The 18,614-nt window shown below is 38.4% G+C and carries 15 protein-coding genes; all 15 read left to right on the plus strand.

Annotated elements, in window-relative coordinates; translation table 11 throughout:
• Positions 1–219 precede the first annotated feature (219 nt).
• The 15 genes from tagH (at position 220) to tssG (ending at position 18,598) form a co-directional block, all read left to right on the plus strand.
• Positions 220–1,494, plus strand: a complete 1,275-nt coding sequence (gene tagH, locus QUE46_RS17120) for a type VI secretion system-associated FHA domain protein TagH (RefSeq protein WP_286248780.1) — start codon at positions 220–222, stop codon at positions 1,492–1,494.
• Between the two features lie 15 nt (positions 1,495–1,509).
• Positions 1,510–1,974 (plus strand): type VI secretion system lipoprotein TssJ, encoded by a 465-nt coding sequence (gene tssJ, locus QUE46_RS17125; RefSeq protein WP_286248782.1) that lies wholly within the window; start codon positions 1,510–1,512, stop codon positions 1,972–1,974.
• A gap of 14 nt (positions 1,975–1,988) precedes the next feature.
• Positions 1,989–3,317: a type VI secretion system baseplate subunit TssK gene (tssK, locus tag QUE46_RS17130; protein ID WP_286248785.1), complete on the plus strand. Its 1,329-nt coding sequence runs from the start codon at positions 1,989–1,991 to the stop codon at positions 3,315–3,317.
• A gap of 20 nt (positions 3,318–3,337) precedes the next feature.
• Entirely contained in the window at positions 3,338–4,618 is a 1,281-nt protein-coding gene (gene tssL, locus QUE46_RS17135; RefSeq protein WP_286248787.1) for a type VI secretion system protein TssL, long form, read from the plus strand.
• 10 nt (positions 4,619–4,628) lie between these two features.
• Positions 4,629–8,138 (plus strand): type VI secretion system membrane subunit TssM, encoded by a 3,510-nt coding sequence (gene tssM, locus QUE46_RS17140; protein ID WP_286248788.1) that lies wholly within the window; start codon positions 4,629–4,631, stop codon positions 8,136–8,138.
• On the plus strand, positions 8,120–8,848 hold the full coding sequence (tagF, locus tag QUE46_RS17145; RefSeq protein WP_286248790.1) for a type VI secretion system-associated protein TagF: 729 nt from the start codon (positions 8,120–8,122) through the stop codon (positions 8,846–8,848). The genes tssM and tagF overlap by 19 nt, the downstream gene beginning before the upstream one ends.
• Positions 8,841–9,638 carry a PP2C family serine/threonine-protein phosphatase gene (locus tag QUE46_RS17150; protein ID WP_286248793.1) on the plus strand — a complete coding sequence of 266 codons (798 nt, stop codon included), beginning with the start codon at positions 8,841–8,843 and terminating at the stop codon, positions 9,636–9,638. The genes tagF and QUE46_RS17150 overlap by 8 nt, the downstream gene beginning before the upstream one ends.
• Positions 9,639–9,824: 186 nt before the next feature.
• Complete coding sequence (tssA, locus tag QUE46_RS17155) at positions 9,825–10,937, plus strand: type VI secretion system protein TssA (RefSeq protein ID WP_286248795.1); 1,113 nt, start codon at positions 9,825–9,827, stop codon at positions 10,935–10,937.
• Positions 10,938–10,953: 16 nt separating this feature from the next.
• Positions 10,954–11,457 (plus strand): type VI secretion system contractile sheath small subunit, encoded by a 504-nt coding sequence (gene tssB / locus QUE46_RS17160; protein WP_024032878.1) that lies wholly within the window; start codon positions 10,954–10,956, stop codon positions 11,455–11,457.
• Positions 11,454–12,944 carry a type VI secretion system contractile sheath large subunit gene (gene tssC, locus QUE46_RS17165; RefSeq protein ID WP_286248800.1) on the plus strand — a complete coding sequence of 497 codons (1,491 nt, stop codon included), beginning with the start codon at positions 11,454–11,456 and terminating at the stop codon, positions 12,942–12,944. The genes tssB and tssC (QUE46_RS17165) overlap by 4 nt, the downstream gene beginning before the upstream one ends.
• A 36-nt stretch (positions 12,945–12,980) precedes the next feature.
• On the plus strand, positions 12,981–14,507 hold the full coding sequence (gene tssC / locus QUE46_RS17170; RefSeq protein WP_286248802.1) for a type VI secretion system contractile sheath large subunit: 1,527 nt from the start codon (positions 12,981–12,983) through the stop codon (positions 14,505–14,507).
• Positions 14,508–14,509: 2 nt separating this feature from the next.
• Complete coding sequence (locus tag QUE46_RS17175) at positions 14,510–15,286, plus strand: type VI secretion system accessory protein TagJ (RefSeq protein ID WP_286248804.1); 777 nt, start codon at positions 14,510–14,512, stop codon at positions 15,284–15,286.
• Positions 15,287–15,303: 17 nt separating this feature from the next.
• Positions 15,304–15,789 (plus strand): type VI secretion system baseplate subunit TssE, encoded by a 486-nt coding sequence (tssE, locus tag QUE46_RS17180; RefSeq protein WP_064387136.1) that lies wholly within the window; start codon positions 15,304–15,306, stop codon positions 15,787–15,789.
• A complete protein-coding gene (tssF, locus tag QUE46_RS17185; RefSeq protein ID WP_286248810.1) occupies positions 15,786–17,612 on the plus strand; it encodes a type VI secretion system baseplate subunit TssF in 1,827 nt (608 codons plus the stop codon). The genes tssE and tssF overlap by 4 nt, the downstream gene beginning before the upstream one ends.
• A complete protein-coding gene (gene tssG, locus QUE46_RS17190) occupies positions 17,609–18,598 on the plus strand; it encodes a type VI secretion system baseplate subunit TssG (RefSeq protein WP_286248811.1) in 990 nt (329 codons plus the stop codon). The genes tssF and tssG overlap by 4 nt, the downstream gene beginning before the upstream one ends.
• The last annotated feature ends 16 nt before the right edge of the window (positions 18,599–18,614 follow it).

Consider the following 18,614-nt stretch of genomic DNA (forward strand, 5'->3'; position numbering starts at 1 on the left):
TATTTTGTTTGGGATTAAGTTTGTTGCAGTGTGCTGAAAAAGGAACATTCAAGCGGTCATTTAATTATTGGATTTCATGTTTTTAGGTTTATTAGATTTTTCGTTGTCTTCAAATTTAAATATATGTGTATATTTTTATATATTAATTTCAATGTTGACAATAGTTTCGCTTCTACTTTATCCTAATAAAAATGTAGATTTATGGGACTAACTTATCAAATGGAACTGATACTAAATATAACTAGTTATCATAGACTCTCGCCTGAAATTGAAGCTTCTAAAACAACTAAACACTCTCTTATTTTTGGCCGCTCGGAAGCGTGCGATTGGCACTTGCCTGATCCTGAAAAAATAATTTCTAGTCGGCACGGTCGTATTGAGAAAGAAGGGGATTCGTTTTACTTATACGATACCTCCACTAACGGAACGTTTATTAATTTTGGCGTGTCTGCACTTGGTCAAGGTAATAAACACCGTTTAGCGCACAGTGATGTAATTACTGTTGGAGACTTTCAAATTGAAGTCGAATTAGCTGATTCTCAATCTACAACAGCATACACTGAAACACGCCCGAACACGGATGAGTTTGCAGTAAGAAATAACCCCCCTGCACCTGCAATAGATAATTTTTCTTCAAGTGATTTATTTTTGAATGAATCTATTCTAGATGAGTCAATGCCTTCTGTATTAATGAAAGAAGAGGGTATGGCCCAGCCTGATAACCAAATTCCAGAAAATTGGGATGAATTATCGCATTTAATGAACCCTGATGTATCAGTTTCAGCTCAAAGCCGTTTTGATGATGTTGCAGTGGCAGAAAAACCTGTTCAAGTTGAACCTCAAAAAGCACCAGAACCCATTAAGCAGCCTACAAAACAAAAGCAAACACACGCTAGTACTACAAGCGCTAATTCCGCTTTATCTGAGGCGTTTTTAAAAGGTTTAGGAGTTAAAGCTGAGCTTCAAAATGCGCTCAATACACCAGAGTTGTGGTTTGAAATGGGGCAAAGTTTAAATTTATTACTAAACGAGTTGATGGAGTCATTAAGGCAGCGAGCATTGGTAAAAAATCAATTACGTTTAAATCAAACTATGTTTCAAACAAAGCAAAATAACCCTATAAAATTTTCTGCTGATATTGATGATGTTATTCAGAATTTATTCATAAGAAATAGTGCAAGCTTCCTGTCGTCTCGTGAATCGATCAAAGAAAGCTTTACTGATACACGTAGGCACGAATATGCTTTATTAGCAGGAGCTGATGGTGTACTTAAAGGGATTTTAGAGCAAGTTTCTCCCCAGCAAATCACTCAGCAAGTAAATGAAAACTCTAATGTATTGAAAATTATTCCAGGCCAGTCAGAGGCAAAATGTTGGAAGGTATATCAAAGCCTTCATGAAGAACTAGCGCATGATGTAAATGCAAAAGGCGCTATGGCATTGTCTGACGATTTTTTAAAGGCTTACAATGATAAAACTCAAGAAACGTTTTAGAAAGGAAAGTAAATAATGTCTAAATTTAAGCTCTTATTAATGAGCATTAGCCTACTCTTTTTAACGGTTGGGTGTACTACCGTAAATAAAATAGTGCCGCCTTCAACTGATTTAATTATTAATGTTTCTAAAGATGTAAATCCAGATACATCAGAGAGACCATCGCCAGTTGTTATGAAAATATTTGAGCTAAGTTCGAGAACTATTTTTGATACACAGGACTTTTTTAGTTTATACGAAACGCCTGAAAAACTACTGGGCCCAGATCTATTAAAAAAAGACGAGTTAGAATTACAACCAAACTCAGTGCAAAAATACAAAATGAGCCTTAATAGAAATACCCGTTATGTGGGTGTTGTTGTGGCCTATAGAGATATCGATCAAGCAAGATGGAGAGCCGTTATTGAGGTTGACCCTACCGGCTATGACGATATAGATGTAAATGTTGAAGCAATTGCAACATACATGAGAGAGCGATAAAAAGGATTTGTAAAATGGGTGATAACACTCGTGTTGCGTGGACTGAAGGGATGTTCTTAAGGCCGCAACATTTTCAACAGTCAGATAAGCACTTTTCTAATTTAATTAATCAATTATGCAAAGGAAATTTATCTGATCCGTGGGGCATACTTGATATAAGTATAGACACACAATTATTGAGTTCAGGACAGTTTGCTCTTGAGTCTTTAAGTGCTATTACGCCTGATTTACTACCAATTGAAATGCCGCAATCAACCCCTTTACCTGAACCATTAGTGGTTAATAAAGATGTGTATGATGAAGTGGTATACCTTGCTATCCCTGCATTGAAAGGCAGTGGTATTAATATTTCAGCGCTGGATGAAAATATCGTCACGCGCTATAAGCTAAATGATTTAACGGTGAGTGATGACTCTTTAGGATCTCAATCCCAAGAGGTAATTCAAGTTGCCAAAATTTATAGCAAATTGGTGCTTTCGTCTGATGATCATGCAGGGTACATTCTATTGCCTGTTGCGCGCATTATTGAAGTTAGCAGCGAAGGAAGTATTAAGCTTGACGCTAAATACATACCACCATCGTTAAAAGTGGGTCAATGCAAGCCTTTGCTTGGTTTAGTGAGAGAAATTGGCTCTATGATAAAACAGCGCGCAGAGAGTATATCTGTTCGTTTATGCCAAGGTTACGCAGGTAGCACCTCAGTTGCTGACTTTATTATGCTGCAAACCCTTAATAAGTACGATGCTGTTTTTGATAATCTACTTAATATAAATAACCTCCACCCAAATGTACTTTATACTCGTCTTATCGAGCTTGCAGGCGAGCTATCTACTTTTAGTACTGCAAATAAAAGAGTACCGAAGCTGCCTAAGTACGACCATGATAATTTGGGTAAAGTATTTTCAGAAGTGGTTAACTTTTTATATCAATCTTTAAGTCATGTTATTGAACAAACTGCGACAGAAATTAAATTAGAACAAAGCAAGTTTGGTATTTCGTTTGGCGCATTAAAAGACAAGTCGGTGCTAAACTCAGCACAATTTGTTTTAGCAATTAAAGCAAGTGTTCCACACGAGGAGTTACGCAAAATTCTGCCATCCCAAATTAAGATTGGTAGCGTAGAAACCATACGAGACTTAGTTAATAACCAAATTCCAGGTATTACTATTAGTAACTTACCAACGGCACCACGCCAGATCCCATACCATGCAGGTTTTCATTACTTTGAATTAAACAAGCAGGGTGAACATTGGGAAAAACTTCGTTCAAGTGGAGGCATCGCTATCCACTTATCGGGTAATTACCCTGAGCTACAAATAAGCCTTTGGGCAATTAGAACCTAACTTTTAAAGGAAGAGTTTCAATGGATGAAACCATTATAAAACCTCGCCCTGGTAGACTAGGGCGTGATACTTCAAACACTCCTAACATTGATAACGATGCTGATAAAACAGTGATGTCTGTTGAGCCAGTTGCCAGCAGCGTTACCAATACATCTAAAGTTTCCATTTTTAAAAACCCACTTTTAGAAGCGGCAACGGATTGCTTTTCGCTTGTAATTTCGATTAGCCAAGCTAAAGAAATGACTAATATTGCCGCTTTAAAGCATCGTTGTGTTGAGGCTGTGAAGCGCTTTGAAGTTGAAGTGCGTAATCAAGGACTCTCTAAAGATGTAATTACCAATTCGCGCTACTGTTTGTGTGCGATTTTAGATGAATCAGTATTAAATTCTAAATGGAGCTCAATGGAATGGGCGGATGAGAGCTTACTATCGACATTTCATAAAGAAACTTTTGGCGGTGAATACTTTTACACCCTGCTTGACAATGCATTGGCACAACCTGAGCTACATAAGCATTTTATTGAGCTACAGTATCACTGTTTAAACTTAGGGTTCAAAGGTAAGTATAGGTTAGATAATGGCGGGGATACTAAAATTGAAGAGTACCGTTCTCAAATGTATCACCTGTTAAATCAATTAGATGGACCACTCAACAATAAGCTTTCACCTAATTGGAAGCAGCGTGTTGCCGCTGGTGTAGAACTTAGAAATCAAGTGCCTCTTTGGGTGATTTTTTCAGTGTTAGGCTTGGTGCTGTTAATGGTTTATTTATTTATAAACATGAAACTAAATGATGGCGTTACTTCTCTTAACGATAAGCTGGCTGTCATTCATCCTATAGCGCAAAACGAATCTGTCGATAAAAAAGATAAGCAACTATTAGTTCTAGAGCAATTACTGCAAACAGAAATTCAAATGGGGATAGTCACAATTAAGAAGAACCTAGACCGTATAAGAATTTCAATAAATAGTGAAAGCTTATTTAATCAAGGCGATGCAAAACTATTACCGTCAATTCAACCTATTTTAGAAAAGCTAGCACGTAGTTTAGAAGGAACAAAAGGGCGTATTTTAATTACTGGACATACTGATGATACGCCTATCCGTACTGATAAATACCCATCAAATTGGCATCTTTCATTAGCCCGTGCAACGCAAGTTGCCAATTCTATGGCTAAAAGTACAAACCTAAGTGGCCGCTTATGGCCTGAAGGTAAAGGTGCTGCAGAGCCTATCGCAAGCAATTCAGATTCAGCTTCTCGGTCACTAAACCGACGAATTGAAATCGATTTATTATTTTAATGGGGCTGACATGAGTATTTCACACAAAATAAAAAAAATTACTTACGTACTTACTTCTAAAACAGCCATGTTAATCATCGGCTTTTTAGCATTATCTTTATTAATATGGTTTGGTGGTCCGCTTATTGCGGTTGCTGATTTTATACCATTAGAGAGTGTAGCAGCACGGCTTTTAACAATTCTGTTTGTTATTTTAGTGTTTGCCATCACCAAAATTTATAGCTTAACGCAACAAAGTAAACGTGATGAAAAAATGGCTGATGAGCTCATCGAAAGTGATGAGTCCAATAGCAACGAGGTGAATGAAGAAATCACCACGTTAAAAAATCGTATGAATGAAGCCATCAACCTACTAAAAGATGTAAAGCTATTTAAAGGTAAAAATATATACCAATTACCTTGGTATATCATGATTGGCCCGCCAGGGGCAGGTAAAACAACGGTTATAAATAACTCAGGCTTAGACTACCCGTTAAAAGATAAGTTAGGTGTGGATTTAGTTCATGGTGTAGGTGGAACACGTAACTGTGATTGGTGGTTCACCAATAAGGCTGTACTTATCGATACTGCAGGACGATACACCACACAAAGTAGCCACGCTAAACATGACTCGCGCGCCTGGGAGGGCTTTTTAGGGCTTTTACGTAAGTACCGCCCGTTACGCCCAATTAATGGTGTAATGATCAGTATGGGTATTTCTGAGCTCATGAGTCAAACTAAAACAGAGCGTAATTTACATGCTCGTGCTATTAAGCAACGCTTGCAAGAGCTTCAAAATCAATTGGGCATGACCTTTCCGGTCTACGTTATTCTTTCTAAAGTAGATTTAATCGAAGGCTTTAGAGAGTTTTTTGGTGAGCTTACAGAGGAAGAGTGTGAGCAAGTTTGGGGCGTTACTTTTGAGTTAGACCTAGATAAAGACACTCAAGTTGAAGCATTTAATAAAGAGTTTCACGCATTAATCTCAAAACTAACAGAAATGCTTAATCGAAGGTTGATTAACGAACGTAATGAAGAGATACGTGCCAAAATTTTCGAATTCCCAAGACAGCTTCGCGTACTGCAAGGTGTAGGCGATGCGTTTTTAAAAGAAATTTTTACTCCTAACGCTTACGAAGAGCTGCCAATGTTTAGGGGCGTGTACCTTACAAGTGCGACTCAAGAGGGTAAGCCCGCTAGTTTTTTAAATGACGTAAACTCAGCAGATTCAAACTATATCAATCAATCGAAAAGTTTCTTTATCAAAAACGTTTTAGAAGGAGTGATTTTCCCTGAGCAAAACTTAGCAAGCACTAATAAGCACCATGATAAGCAAAACAAATGGCTGAGAGTAGGTAGTATTTCTTTAGCAAGTATTGCGGTAATTGGTTTTTCTATTTCGTGGTACTTTAGTTTTGCATGGAATAATAATTTAATGGCTGCTACAGATGAAGCCATTGAAACTTATCAAGAATTAGATGCCGCCTCGTTTGATAGAAGTAACTTATTAGTATTAAACGACAGACTCAATGCGCTACGAAACTTACCAGCAAACAATCCTGCGTTAGTTGATGACGATGAGTCTCAATCAATAGGTTTTAATAAACTCAATGAGATTAAACAGTCGTCGACACAAGCATACAATCGGTCGCTGCAAACGTATTTAGAACCTTATATTGCCAGTACGTTAATTAAAGAAATGGAGGCGCACCCAGAGCACCTTAGCTATTTATACGAAACGCTAAAATGCTATTTAATGTTATTCCAGCCTGAGTACTTTGAAAGTGAGGATATTTCGGCTTGGTTTAATGCATACCTTGAAAGAAACCTACCGGGTGATAAAAATGCGCTGACTCGTGGCCAGTTAATGGATCATATTGCTGCATTACTTGAGCTTGGGGTTAGTCAAACCAAAATAGATAACCAAGCAGTGCGTATAGCTAGAGCAGAGTTAACTAAGTTACCAATAGCAGAAAGAGCATACCAACGTCTGCAAGCTGATTTTCTTGATAGCAGCATTCCACCATTTAGATTAACAGACATAATTAGTTTTGAGAGTGCGCAAAAATTCACATTCAGAAATAACGGCGAATTGACTCGCAGTATTCCTGGCTTATATACCTTTAACGGTTTTCACGGCATTTTTAATGTTGAGAAAAGTAAAATGCTCGGTAATTTGATGGCAAGCAGCTGGGTATATGGTGAAGAAGCATCGGGAACATATGATATTTCTAAAGAAGAAATTGAAAAGAAATTAGAGCAACGTTATTTTCAGGATTATATCTTCTTTTGGCAGTCATTTATCGACGATTTAAGTCTTAATCAGTACAGTTCACCTGCTGAGGGTGTCAATATTACAGATGTACTTGCAGGCTCAGAAGCACCGATTAAAAACATTATTATGGCTGTGCAAAAAAATGTTCAGCTAACCAAATTACCGGTGTCAGAAAATCAAAAAGCAGCGGGTAAAGTTGCCGCTAATGCCGCTGAAATAGCAATGCAAACTAAAGCGAACAGAATTAAACGCTTTCTACCTGACGAAGCCCCTAAGTTTGATATTAAGCTGCCAGGTTATCAGGTTGAAGAAGCGTTTGAAGATGTAATAAATATTGATGCTCAGCAATTAGATAACATTCAGAAAAACCTCAGAGAGCTTAATGTATATCTTACTAAGCTTGATAGAGGAGATCAGTTAAAGTCATCGATAAAAGATCAAATCAGTGGAAAAAGTAAACCAAGTTTCATTCGCCAACTTGAGTTCCAAAGCCGTGATCTACCTTATCCATTTAATAGTTGGTTATTAGATATAAGTAGAGATACCAGTAATATCACTAAAAATAGCGCTAACAGACACTTAAACGAGATTTGGAAAAGTCAAGTTTTACGTGAGTACAATGCAGCTATTGTGGGCCGATACCCTTTCTCACCTTATGCGCAAAAAGAAGTGAATATGAAAGACTTTACACGCTTCTTTGGACCAGATGGCACTATTGATAGCTTCTTCACTAACTATGTAGCGCCAAGTGTGGATATGAGTTCGAGCCCGTGGAAGTTTGAAAAAGACATTGGCATAAGTGCAGATACTCTAGCTATGTTTGAACTAGCCCATCAAATTCAAACTGTGTTCTTCGATGGTGGAAGTGCAACACCTAGAATTGAGTTTGGATTAAGAACTGTTGAATTAGATCAAACTGTCTCTAAATTTAGAGTGGAAATAGATGGGCAGTCTATGTCATATCGTCATGGTCCAATCAAAATTACTAACTTTGTTTGGCCAGGTTCATCAGGGCAAAGCACCACTAGAATTGAGTTTACCCCGCCAAGCGGTGGCCGCCCGATTAATACAACTTACCAAGGTGAGTGGTCGCTTTATCGCATGCTTGATGAGCTAAGCGCTAAAAGAGCAAAAACGCGTGAGGATTTAGAGCTACATTTTTCTCTCATGGGTAACAACGCAAAAGTTGAGTTATTGCCAAAATCAATTAGGCATCCATTTTGGAATAAAAGTGTAGAGAAGTTTTCATGTCCGACCCGATTATAAATATAGGCTACCTTGGCAAAGTCCCTAGCTTAGGGGACTTTGTTCAAGACAGCGTTTCGAAAGAGTTTTCAGAGCACTGGGAACAATGGCTGCAAGCAGCGATTGCTGTAAGCAAAGAACAGCTAGGCGACAATTGGCAAGATAACTACCTAACAGGCCCGGTATGGCATTTTGCATTATCACCAAATATTGTCGGCAATAAAGGCGTAATGGGAACCCTGTTACCGAGCATGGATGCAGTAGGGCGCCATTACCCATTTACTGTGGCCAGTACATTAGAAGTTGCGCCTATAGAAGTGTTAAATTCGGGTGTGTTCTCCTTAGAGTATGAAGACACTGTACTTAAAGTACTAGATAGCTCTGTCGACCTTTTTACATGGAGAAAAGAGGTTGCTAAATCAATAAGAACGCTGACAGAGCCTAAAAAGCAGCTAAGTATTTCTCCTTCAAATGACAAAAATAAAGAGGGTGAAGCATTTGAGTTCTCTGGTGATGAGTTATCAAATGATGTTTTAAAAGACGCTCTTCATGCACTTTTGTATAAAAAACATGGTGACTACAGCGTTTGGTGGACACACGGCTCATGCAATATAAAGCCTATGATGCTTGTTACTTCAGGGCTACCACCTGTCAATCAAGTTGCAGCTATGTTAGATGGCCGATGGAAACATTGGGAATGGAATTACACACAGGTAAAAAATAGTGATTAGCAATTTAAGTACGAGCTATGCAATAACTCATCGTGGTGCTGTTAGGCAATTAAATGAAGACTCTCATGTCGAAATTAATAGCCATAACTTATGGGTAGTAGCTGATGGAATGGGCGGGCATGAAGCGGGCGAAGTTGCAAGCCAGCTTGTCGTGGATGTTATCAGAGCAAAAGTTGAAGAAAAGACATTAGCTACGCTTAGCGTTTCTCATATTGTTGCCGCTATTGAAGATGCAAATCAACAATTAAATGAATACAGCGCTCAGTACTTAGGAAGCAAAACCGCGGGCAGCACAGTAACCGCCTTATTTATAAAAGATAATCAATATTACGTTTTGTGGGTAGGCGACAGCAGGGCATATATGTTACGAAACGGCCAATTACAGCAAGTGTCTAGAGATCATAGTCAGGTAAACGATCTTATAGATGAAGGCGTAATTTCAGTCGAAGAAGCAAAAACACACCCTCTTTCGAATGTGATTACTCGTGCAGTCGGCGTTACCAATGAAGTGAAGGTAGATGTAGTCCAAGGCGAGGTGAAAACCAATGATATTTTCTTACTTTGTTCAGATGGTTTAACAGGCGAATTATCTGATGAAGAAATATGTTTGTCATTAGAGCCTAATAGTATTATTGATTCAGGTATGGCGCTTATGCATTCCTCTTTAGTAAGAGGAGCGCGTGATAACGTTACCTGTATTATAATTAAGTATGGTCATGAAAACTTTAGTAGTAAATCGGAAACATACAAAATTCAAGATGAAGCTACAATTCCACTTTTTACTAAATAATTATTTCTTATTAATTATATAATTTTAAGTGTTAGTATATTTATATTAGATGTTTATTGTTTATATATTTGCAATTGTTTTGATTAAAATACAATTGTAACTAGGCTTGTATTTTAATATAAAGAATGTAATATGAAATCCGCTCCGCTTTATTGGAGTTTTATGGATAATTATTAGGACGACGGAATGTTTGTATTTGAAGAGTATATTTCCCCTATTTCTGAAACTGAGATCGCAGGCTTAGACCCTCGCTCGGATGTTTCTCCTACGTCGACTTATTACGCCTTAAAAGATTTAAGAAACCAACTTCGTGCCGCTGAAAGAAACGCGCTAGTAGACGAAGAAGGTATTTCATCACTTGCTCGCGACTGGTTACCTTTATTAGAACAATGCAGTAGCGCACTAAAATCTGAAAGTAAAGATATAGAGTATTTAGCTTGGTTTATTGAAGCGCTGTGCCGAATTCATGGTTTTAAAGGATTGGCGTTTGGTTTCAAAGTTTCTCATTATTTATTAAATAACTATTTTGATTCGCTGTATCCATCGCTTGATGAGGATGATGAGCTTTCCGATAAGGTATCTGCTATAGCGGGGCTAAGCGGAACTGCAGGCGAAGGTACGCTTATTATTCCAATTAAGAGTATCTACTTAACTGACAGTGTCAGCATAGATCCATTTACCTTTTGGGAATATCAGCAAGGTTACGATATTTCTAGGTTAAGTGATGATAAAAAAGAGAAAAAGCTGAGCCAGGGTGGCGTTGATTTTGAGTTAATTGAAAAAAGTGCCGCTGAAACCAGTACAGAGTTTTTCGTTAACTTAAAAAGTGATATTGAAAATGCAATGGCGGAATTTGCATTACTCAGTGATGCCCTAGATAACGCAACAGGTCAGCCACAAGCAACATCTAATGTTAAGCAAACGCTCGAAATTAGTTTAGCAGCAGTCAATCACTTAGCGGCCGACAAACTAGCGGCAGCAGAGCAGGCTCAAATTGCAATTGATGCTATCGATGACTCATCTCAAAGCGATGAAGACGAACCTGATGTTGCTGCGCCTAAAAAAACAAACAACCAAGAAATAAACTCTCGTGAAAATGCCATTAATAAACTCAAAGAAATAGCGGCGTTTTTTAGAAAGACCGAACCGCATTCTCCAATGTCATACACGATAGAACAAGTGATTCGATGGAGCGAATTATCGCTGCCTGAATTATTAAACGAATTAATAACAGATAGTGATGCTAGGACCGGGTACTTTAAGTTGTCTGGCATTAAGATCAGCGAAACTGAAACATAAGTAAAAGGAGTTCTCTATGAGTATCCATGATAAATTAAAACGAGTACGTAAGCCTCGCGTTCACATCACTTACGATGTTGAAACTGAAGGAACTGCGGTAAAAAAAGAACTACCGTTTGTTGTAGGTGTAATGGGTGATTTTTCAGGTGATAACACTGAAGCATTAAAACCATTAAAAGACAGACGCTTTATTCAAATTGACCGTGAAAACTTTAACGATGTTTTAAAACGCATGAGTCCTTCATTAAAGCTTGTAGTAGAAAATACACTCAGCGATGATGACTCTGAGTTTGAAGTTAACCTTAGCTTTAAATCAATCGATGATTTTGAGCCTGCAGCAGTTGTTAATCAAGTTGAACCATTACGTAAATTAATGGAAACCCGTAATAAGTTACGTGATTTAATGACTAAGATTGACCGTTCAGAAGAGCTTGAAAATGTTTTAGAAGAAGTATTAAGCAATACTTCAAGCCTTGATTCGATTGCTAAGGAACTTAAGCTAGAGGAGACTGAAAAATGAGTGCAGAGCAATTAAGTACTGAATTAGAGTCAACAGCTGAGACAAGCTCATCGTTATTAGAGCAGGCAATTGGTGCTACTAAGCAAACTGATGCAAGCCGTGCAGAAGAGCTACTTAAAACGTTAACTGAAGAGGCATTAAAAGGTACAGTTCAATGGAATAAAAACATGACTGTGACGTTTAATGAAGCAATTCAGTTAATCGATCAAAAAATATCAAAACAACTTAGTGTTGTTATGCACAGCGACGAGTTTCAAAAATTAGAAGGCTCTTGGCGTGGCTTACACCACCTTGTGATGAATTCTGAAACGAGCTCTACGCTTAAAATTCGTGTTTTAAACATGAAGAAAAAAGAATTACATAAAGATTTAAGCAAAGCGGTAGAGTTTGATCAAAGCCAAACATTTAAAAAGATTTACGAGTCTGAATTTGGTACTCCTGGCGGCGAACCTTATGGCACTATCGTGGGTGACTTTGAATTTACTAACCATCCAGAAGATGTTGAAACATTAAGCTTAATGTCGAATGTGGCAGCGGCTGGTTTTTGTCCATTTATTGCTGCCTCTTCTCCTTCTTTATTTGGGTTTGATAATTGGGAAGAGTTAACTAAACCTCGTGATTTAGAAAAAGTGTTTGAGTCACTAGAGTACACAAAATGGCGCTCGTTCAGAGACAGCGATGATTCACGTTTTGTATCGTTAACTATGCCTCGCTTCTTATCTCGTTTACCGTACGGTGCAGCATCGAAGCCTGTAGAAGAATTTAATTATGAAGAGTTTGAAGTTGAACCAAAAGCAGGTCGTTCAGTAAGCACTGATAATAGCGACTATTGCTGGAGTAATGCAGCTTACGCAATGGCTACTAATATGACCAAAGCGTTTTCACAATACGGCTTTTGTACTGCGATACGTGGTGCTGAAGGCGGTGGTAAAGTTGAAGGCCTACCAACGCATATTTTCACGAGCGATGATGGTGATCCGGATCTTAAATGTCCAACTGAAATCGGCATAACAGACCGCCGTGAAGCTGAGCTTAGTAAACTTGGTTTCTTACCTTTGTGTCACTACAAAAATACTGATTACGCTGTTTTCTTTGGTGGCCAAAGCTGTCAAAAACCACAAGTATATTCAACGCCTGATGCAACAGCTAATGCTGCAATTTCAGCCCGTTTACCTTACTTAATGGCTACGTCTCGTTTTGCTCATTACTTAAAAGTGATGGCGCGAGATAAAATTGGTAGCTTTATGGAAGCAGAAGATGTTGAGTCATGGTTAAACCGTTGGATTCTATCGTATGTAAATGCGACAGAGGGCGGTGGTCAAGACATCAGGGCACGTTACCCATTAGCCGATGCGAAAGTATCAGTTAAAGAAATACCAGGTCAGCCAGGCGCTTATAACGCAGTGGCATGGTTACGACCTTGGCTACAAATGGAAGAACTTACTTCTTCATTACGTCTTGTAGCTAAAATTCCAGAGATTGGTTAATTAACTAGTCTTTAGCGTTAAGGATAATGCAGTAAAATGAATCACGAAGAGTTTTCATTTATAAATCAAGACTACGCTTTTCACCAAAAGTCGCAGTCTAGAATTAGCGATAATGATGCTTTGCTTGATAGGTTTTTGAACGAAAAAAACTTAGACAAGGCACTGTTATTGTGGCTTGAAGGCTCTTCTGATTCTCCCATTTCTTGGACCAAAGAATCCCTAGGTCCCTACTTACAACGAATTATTGTTGAACTCGATCAGTTAATTTCTCAGCAACTAAATAGCATTATTCATGCTAAAAGGTTTCAAAAGTTAGAGGCAAGCTGGCGTAATCTATGGTGGTTAACCCTCCAAACAGAGCAGTACGACAAAGAAAATAAAGTAAAAATAAAAGTATTAAACTGTGACTGGGCAACCCTCTCTAAAGATGTAAATAAAGCAATAGATTTTGATCAAAGCTATTTTTTCCAGTTACTTTATCAAAGTGAATTTGATAGCGCCGGTGGTGAGCCTTTTGGTGTAGTAATTGGTGATTACGAAATTAGTAATATGCCCTCTAATGGTACTATTTACAACGATATTGATACTATTAAAGAAATCTCACGTACTGCAGCGGCTGCATTTTCCCCTTTTATATGTTCAGCGTCTCCTAATCTTTTTGGCGCAGATAATTTTTCGGATCTCGGGTATTACGCCGATTTATTTAACCAGTTTGAACAGCCTGAATATGTAAAATGGCAAAGTTTTAGAGCAATGGAAGAAGCACGCTTTGTTGGCTTAACCTTACCGCATGTATTAGTTAGAGCGCCATATAGCAACGATGGTAAACGCCATCAAGACTTTTATTTTAAAGAACAAATTAAAAACCCAGAAACAGATATGTTATGGGGTAACGCTGCGTTTCAGTTTGTATCAACAATAGTTAGGGCGTACTGTGATAGTGGCTGGTTTGGGCACATTAGAGGAATAGAGCCTGGTAAAGTGTCAAAAGGACTGGTTACAGGGCTCGCCAAAGATAGCTTTGCAAATGATACATACCAAAAAGAAGCTAAACCGCCACTGGATTTATTGGTGACAAGCAAATTTGAAAAACAGTTTTCTGAACTTGGATTTATTCCCACTTCCTCAGTGACAAATACTGAGCATATTGTTTTTTATAGCAATGCATCGGTACAAAAAGCAAAAAATTACGAATCCAGTGCCGCTAATATAAATGCGCGTCTTTCATCTATGCTGCAGTACATTTTATGCGTATCTCGTTTTGCACATTATTTAAAAATATTGGCACGTGACAGGGTCGGTTCATACATAAATGCGCATGCGTGTGAGCGTGATTTACAGGCGTGGATCAACAATTATACAACCGCATCAGACTCGGCATCTGAGCAAATCAGAAGTAAATATCCACTGAGTAACGCGCGCATTAAAGTAAGTGAAAACAAAGCAAACCCAGGTCATTTTTTTTCTGTTTTGCAACTACAACCCCATTTTCAATTAGATCAAATGGTCTCGAGCATTAAATTAATAACAGAGCTCAGTCCTCATCACAAAATAAAGGAATAACCATGAAGAAAATACACAGCTTAATTCGCGAGGGAAAACTAACTGAAGCACTCTCTCTGTGTGCTACAGAGCTTCAAGATGAGCCTTTAAACTTTGATATAAGAAGCGTCTATTCAGAGTTACTGTGCATAAATGGTGATCTTGAAAAAGCAGATAAACAGCTCGATTTTATGGTACAAAAAAATCCTGAGTTTGCTGTAGGTGCGGTCAATCTAAGGCATTTAATTCGTGCTCAGCAATCGCGAATAGACTTTTACCAAGGTAAAGGGATCCCTAAATTATTTCATGATGTTGATGAGATAGACACATTGTTTTTAAAGATGCATGTGGCATTGCTAGAGGGCGAAATAGACGAAGCAGCTGAGCTTTCTGCACAAATGGAAACGTTAAGAGTAAGTTCGTTAAATGATGCAGAGTCTGTGGCACGCGACTTGGACGATACATTAAACCCTTATTTAGAAGTTCTAGGCACAAATGGTGAATTTTATTTGGCAAATTTTGATGAAATTGAGTCGTTAAAGGTAGAGCCTGTAAGCTCAGTATTAGAAAGCATTTGGCTACGCGTGGAAATAACGATTAAAGAAGGCCCTTCAGGCAGTGCACATTTACCGCTTGTCTATGCCAATGCTGAGTCAGATCTCGAAAAACTAGGTCAGGTCTCTGATTGGGTTGAACTAAAAGAAGAATTCATTATTGGTAAAGGCATGAAAATGCTATTTATTAATGATGAGGCGATCACAATTCCTAATTTAAAAGTTAATGCTGTAGAACCAGCATAATTTATATTTGAGCAACAATGATAGAACATAAGCAGCAGCTTCAAGCATCTATTCTAGATAGGCTCATTGATGATGAGCCTGACTTTCAAGATGCACCATCGCGTACTGAAGGGATCACCATAAGTGAGCTACGTAAAAATGTGCGCAGAGACATAGAAGCACTGCTTAACGCCCGAATTCAATGGCATACATGGCCTACTCAATATAGCGAGCTTGCTACGTCATGTTTATCTTACGGTTTACCTGATTTTTCAAGTATGTCGGTAAGCTCTCACGAAGGTCGAGCACTACTATGCGAGACAGTTAGAAATACTATTTTAAAATTTGAACCACGATTTTTAGAAGTTGAAGTATTTACTGATGAGGAAGTACCGGTTAATCGCGTTTTAAACTTGCGTATTAATGCGCTTTTATACGCTGATCCTGAGCCAGAATTTATAAGCTTTGATTCAGAGGTAGAGCCTGTAAATTTAGGTATGAAGATTATTGAGGCATCATTATGAACGATGAATTATTAAAATATTACAATCGTGAATTAGCATTTGTGCGTCACTTAGGTAAAGACTTTGCTGAGAAATACCCAAAAGTAGCTGGGCGTTTAAAGCTTAGTGAAGACCATGTTGAGGACCCTCACGTATCACGCCTTATTGAATCGTTTGCATTTTTAACTGCCAATATTAGACAAAAGCTCGATGACAGTTTCCCTGAACTAACCGATGCTTTATTAGGACAAATGCTCCCTGATTATCAGGCCCCAATCCCTTCTATGTCGATAGTAAAATTGGAAGCCGAAAACCTCTCAACAGCGGGAGTTGTAATTCCAAGAGCAAGTGAAGTTGAAACTAACGTTGATTCTATGAAGCAATGTAAGTTTCAAACTTGTTACGAAACTTACCTTTGGCCCATTGAAATTACGAAAGCTCAGTTTGACAACAGTCCCTTTGTTGCGCCAAAGCCGCGTTGGCACGAAAAAGCAAAGTCTATATTTAAATTAGAACTAACTGGTGAATACAAAGGTGTATCGCTTGCAGAAACCGGTTTAGAAAAGCTTCGTGTATATATAAACGGGCAGTGGCATCATACACTTAAAGTGTACGAGCTGTTATTTAAACATAGTATTGGTATAGCCATAGATAATGGCGAAGAAGGCATTAAATACTTATCAAAAAATCAATTAAAAGCCGTTGGGTTTGAAACACACGAAGCGGTTGTACCTTACTCTCAGCGTTCTGCTGCTGGGTATCGACTGTTGGTTGAGAACTTCACTTTTCCTGAAAAGTTTCGTTTTTTTGAACTCGAAGGCATACGCGACGCTTTACCTAAAAACGCGCATAAATGTGACATCTATATTTATCTTGATACAGAGTCGAGTGAGCTTGAAAAACAAGTCGATAAAGAAATGTTTTTACTTGGGTGTACGCCAATAATTAATTTATTTGAACAAGAGCTTGAGCCAATTCGACCTGAGATAAGTCAGTACGAATATCAACTTGCACCGCGTTATATGGACTCAGAAATTTCTGAGGTGGTAGGTATCTCAGAGGTTATTGCTTTTGATCACAAAGGCAATAAACAAGTTGTTGCGCCATTTTACGGACAAACTCACCCAAACTATCAAGGCCACGAAGATTTATTTTGGCATATAAGAAGAGAAACCGCGTCGTGGGCGGGTGGCTATGTTGAGTCAGGTACCGAGACATTTATGTCGTTGGTAGATGCAAAGTTTGAAAACAGCGCAATGGAATACGGTGAAGGTAACTCGGTACTTACTGTGCGTGCGCATTGTAGCAACCGTAACTTACCTGCAAGTATGCCATTTGGCGACGATGAACTTGGATTACTGATGCCAGAGCGCGGCGATGTAATTAAAAAAATTCGTTGTTTAGCGCCATTTACCCATGCCGTTAGACCCGTATTAGCCGATGCAACGCGTTGGCAACTTGTTAACCATTTAACGCTCGATACGTTTAGCGGTGAAGATGCGTGCAATAAATTAAAAGAAGTACTCCGCCTTTATGATTTTAGAGCATCGCCTCAAACCAAAGGTCTAATAGATAATATATATAGGGTAAGTATTGAGCCTGCAACTGCACGTGTTATTCAAAAGGGGAGGGTAAGTTTTGTGACTGGCAGCGAAATAGAAATTACTTTTGCTAACGATGACTTTTCGGGCAGTGGTATGTTCTTTTTTGCCGCAGTGTTGGATCATTTCTTTGCTCAGTTTGCCGCTATAAATAGCTACACGCGTTTAAGCTTACGTTTAAAAGAGCAAGAGCAAATATATTATCAGTGGCCTGCGCGCGTAGGTGATAGACCACTATTATGATTAAGCAATTAATTGCCCAAGCTTCTCAAGTCGATTTTTATAAAGCGGTTTTCATTATTGAAAACCAGCTTAAAAAAAGAGGCTTAGATTATCGCCATGTAGGTTACGACAGCAACCCAAAACAAGAACTAATAAAATTTACGGCAACACAAAAGTTTGGCTACCCAGGAAATGCAATAACCAAGCTAGAAGAAACTGGCTTTGAAGATGGCCTGCACAAGGTCAATATGCAGGTTTCATTTATGGGGTTAACTGGCTGCTCTGGTGCATTACCGCAATTTTATAGTGAACTGGTTATGCAAAGGCTTCGCTATAAAGATACAACCATGCGCGATTTTTACGACATGTTTAATCATCGCCTGATCTCTTTGTATTACCGAGCTTGGAAAAAATATAAGCCTTCATTAAATCATGTAAACAATGACAAAAATAAAGATCCATATACCAAAATATTGGGGCTATTAAGTGGTGGGTATAATGAGCATCAGTTGCATTTTTCAGGTTTGTACAGTCGAAAAATTCGCAATGCATTTGACTTACAAAGTGTACTCAGCTCATACCTTGGCTGTGAAGTAAAAATAAAACAAATGGTTGGACAATGGCACGAGCTCAAAGAGCAAGAGCAAACCCGCCTTGCTAGCCAAGCGTTATTTGAAGGTCAGCATGCTCAGTTAGGTATAGATACCATGCTAGGCAAAAAGGTTTGGGATGTCTCGTCCAATATTGAAGTGCACATAAAATCAAATGATCCAAATAAAGCAAAACTTCTTTTACCAAAAGGGGTTTTGTTTGAACTAGCAAATAAAATTACTAAAGACTACGTTGGAAATTCAATTCAGTTCCGCTTAGTTATTGAAACTGATTTTCAGCATTTAGGCGCCGCTCAGCTGGCTAAGAATGATTGCCAATTAGGCGCAAATTCTTTTTTAGCGGTGCAGAATAAAAAATCAAAATCTAACCCTACTAAGTTATCGTTTAAGGGATAATTAAAATTAAAAGGAA

Source organism: Pseudoalteromonas sp. MM1 (assembly GCF_030296835.1).
GTDB lineage: Bacteria > Pseudomonadota > Gammaproteobacteria > Enterobacterales > Alteromonadaceae > Pseudoalteromonas.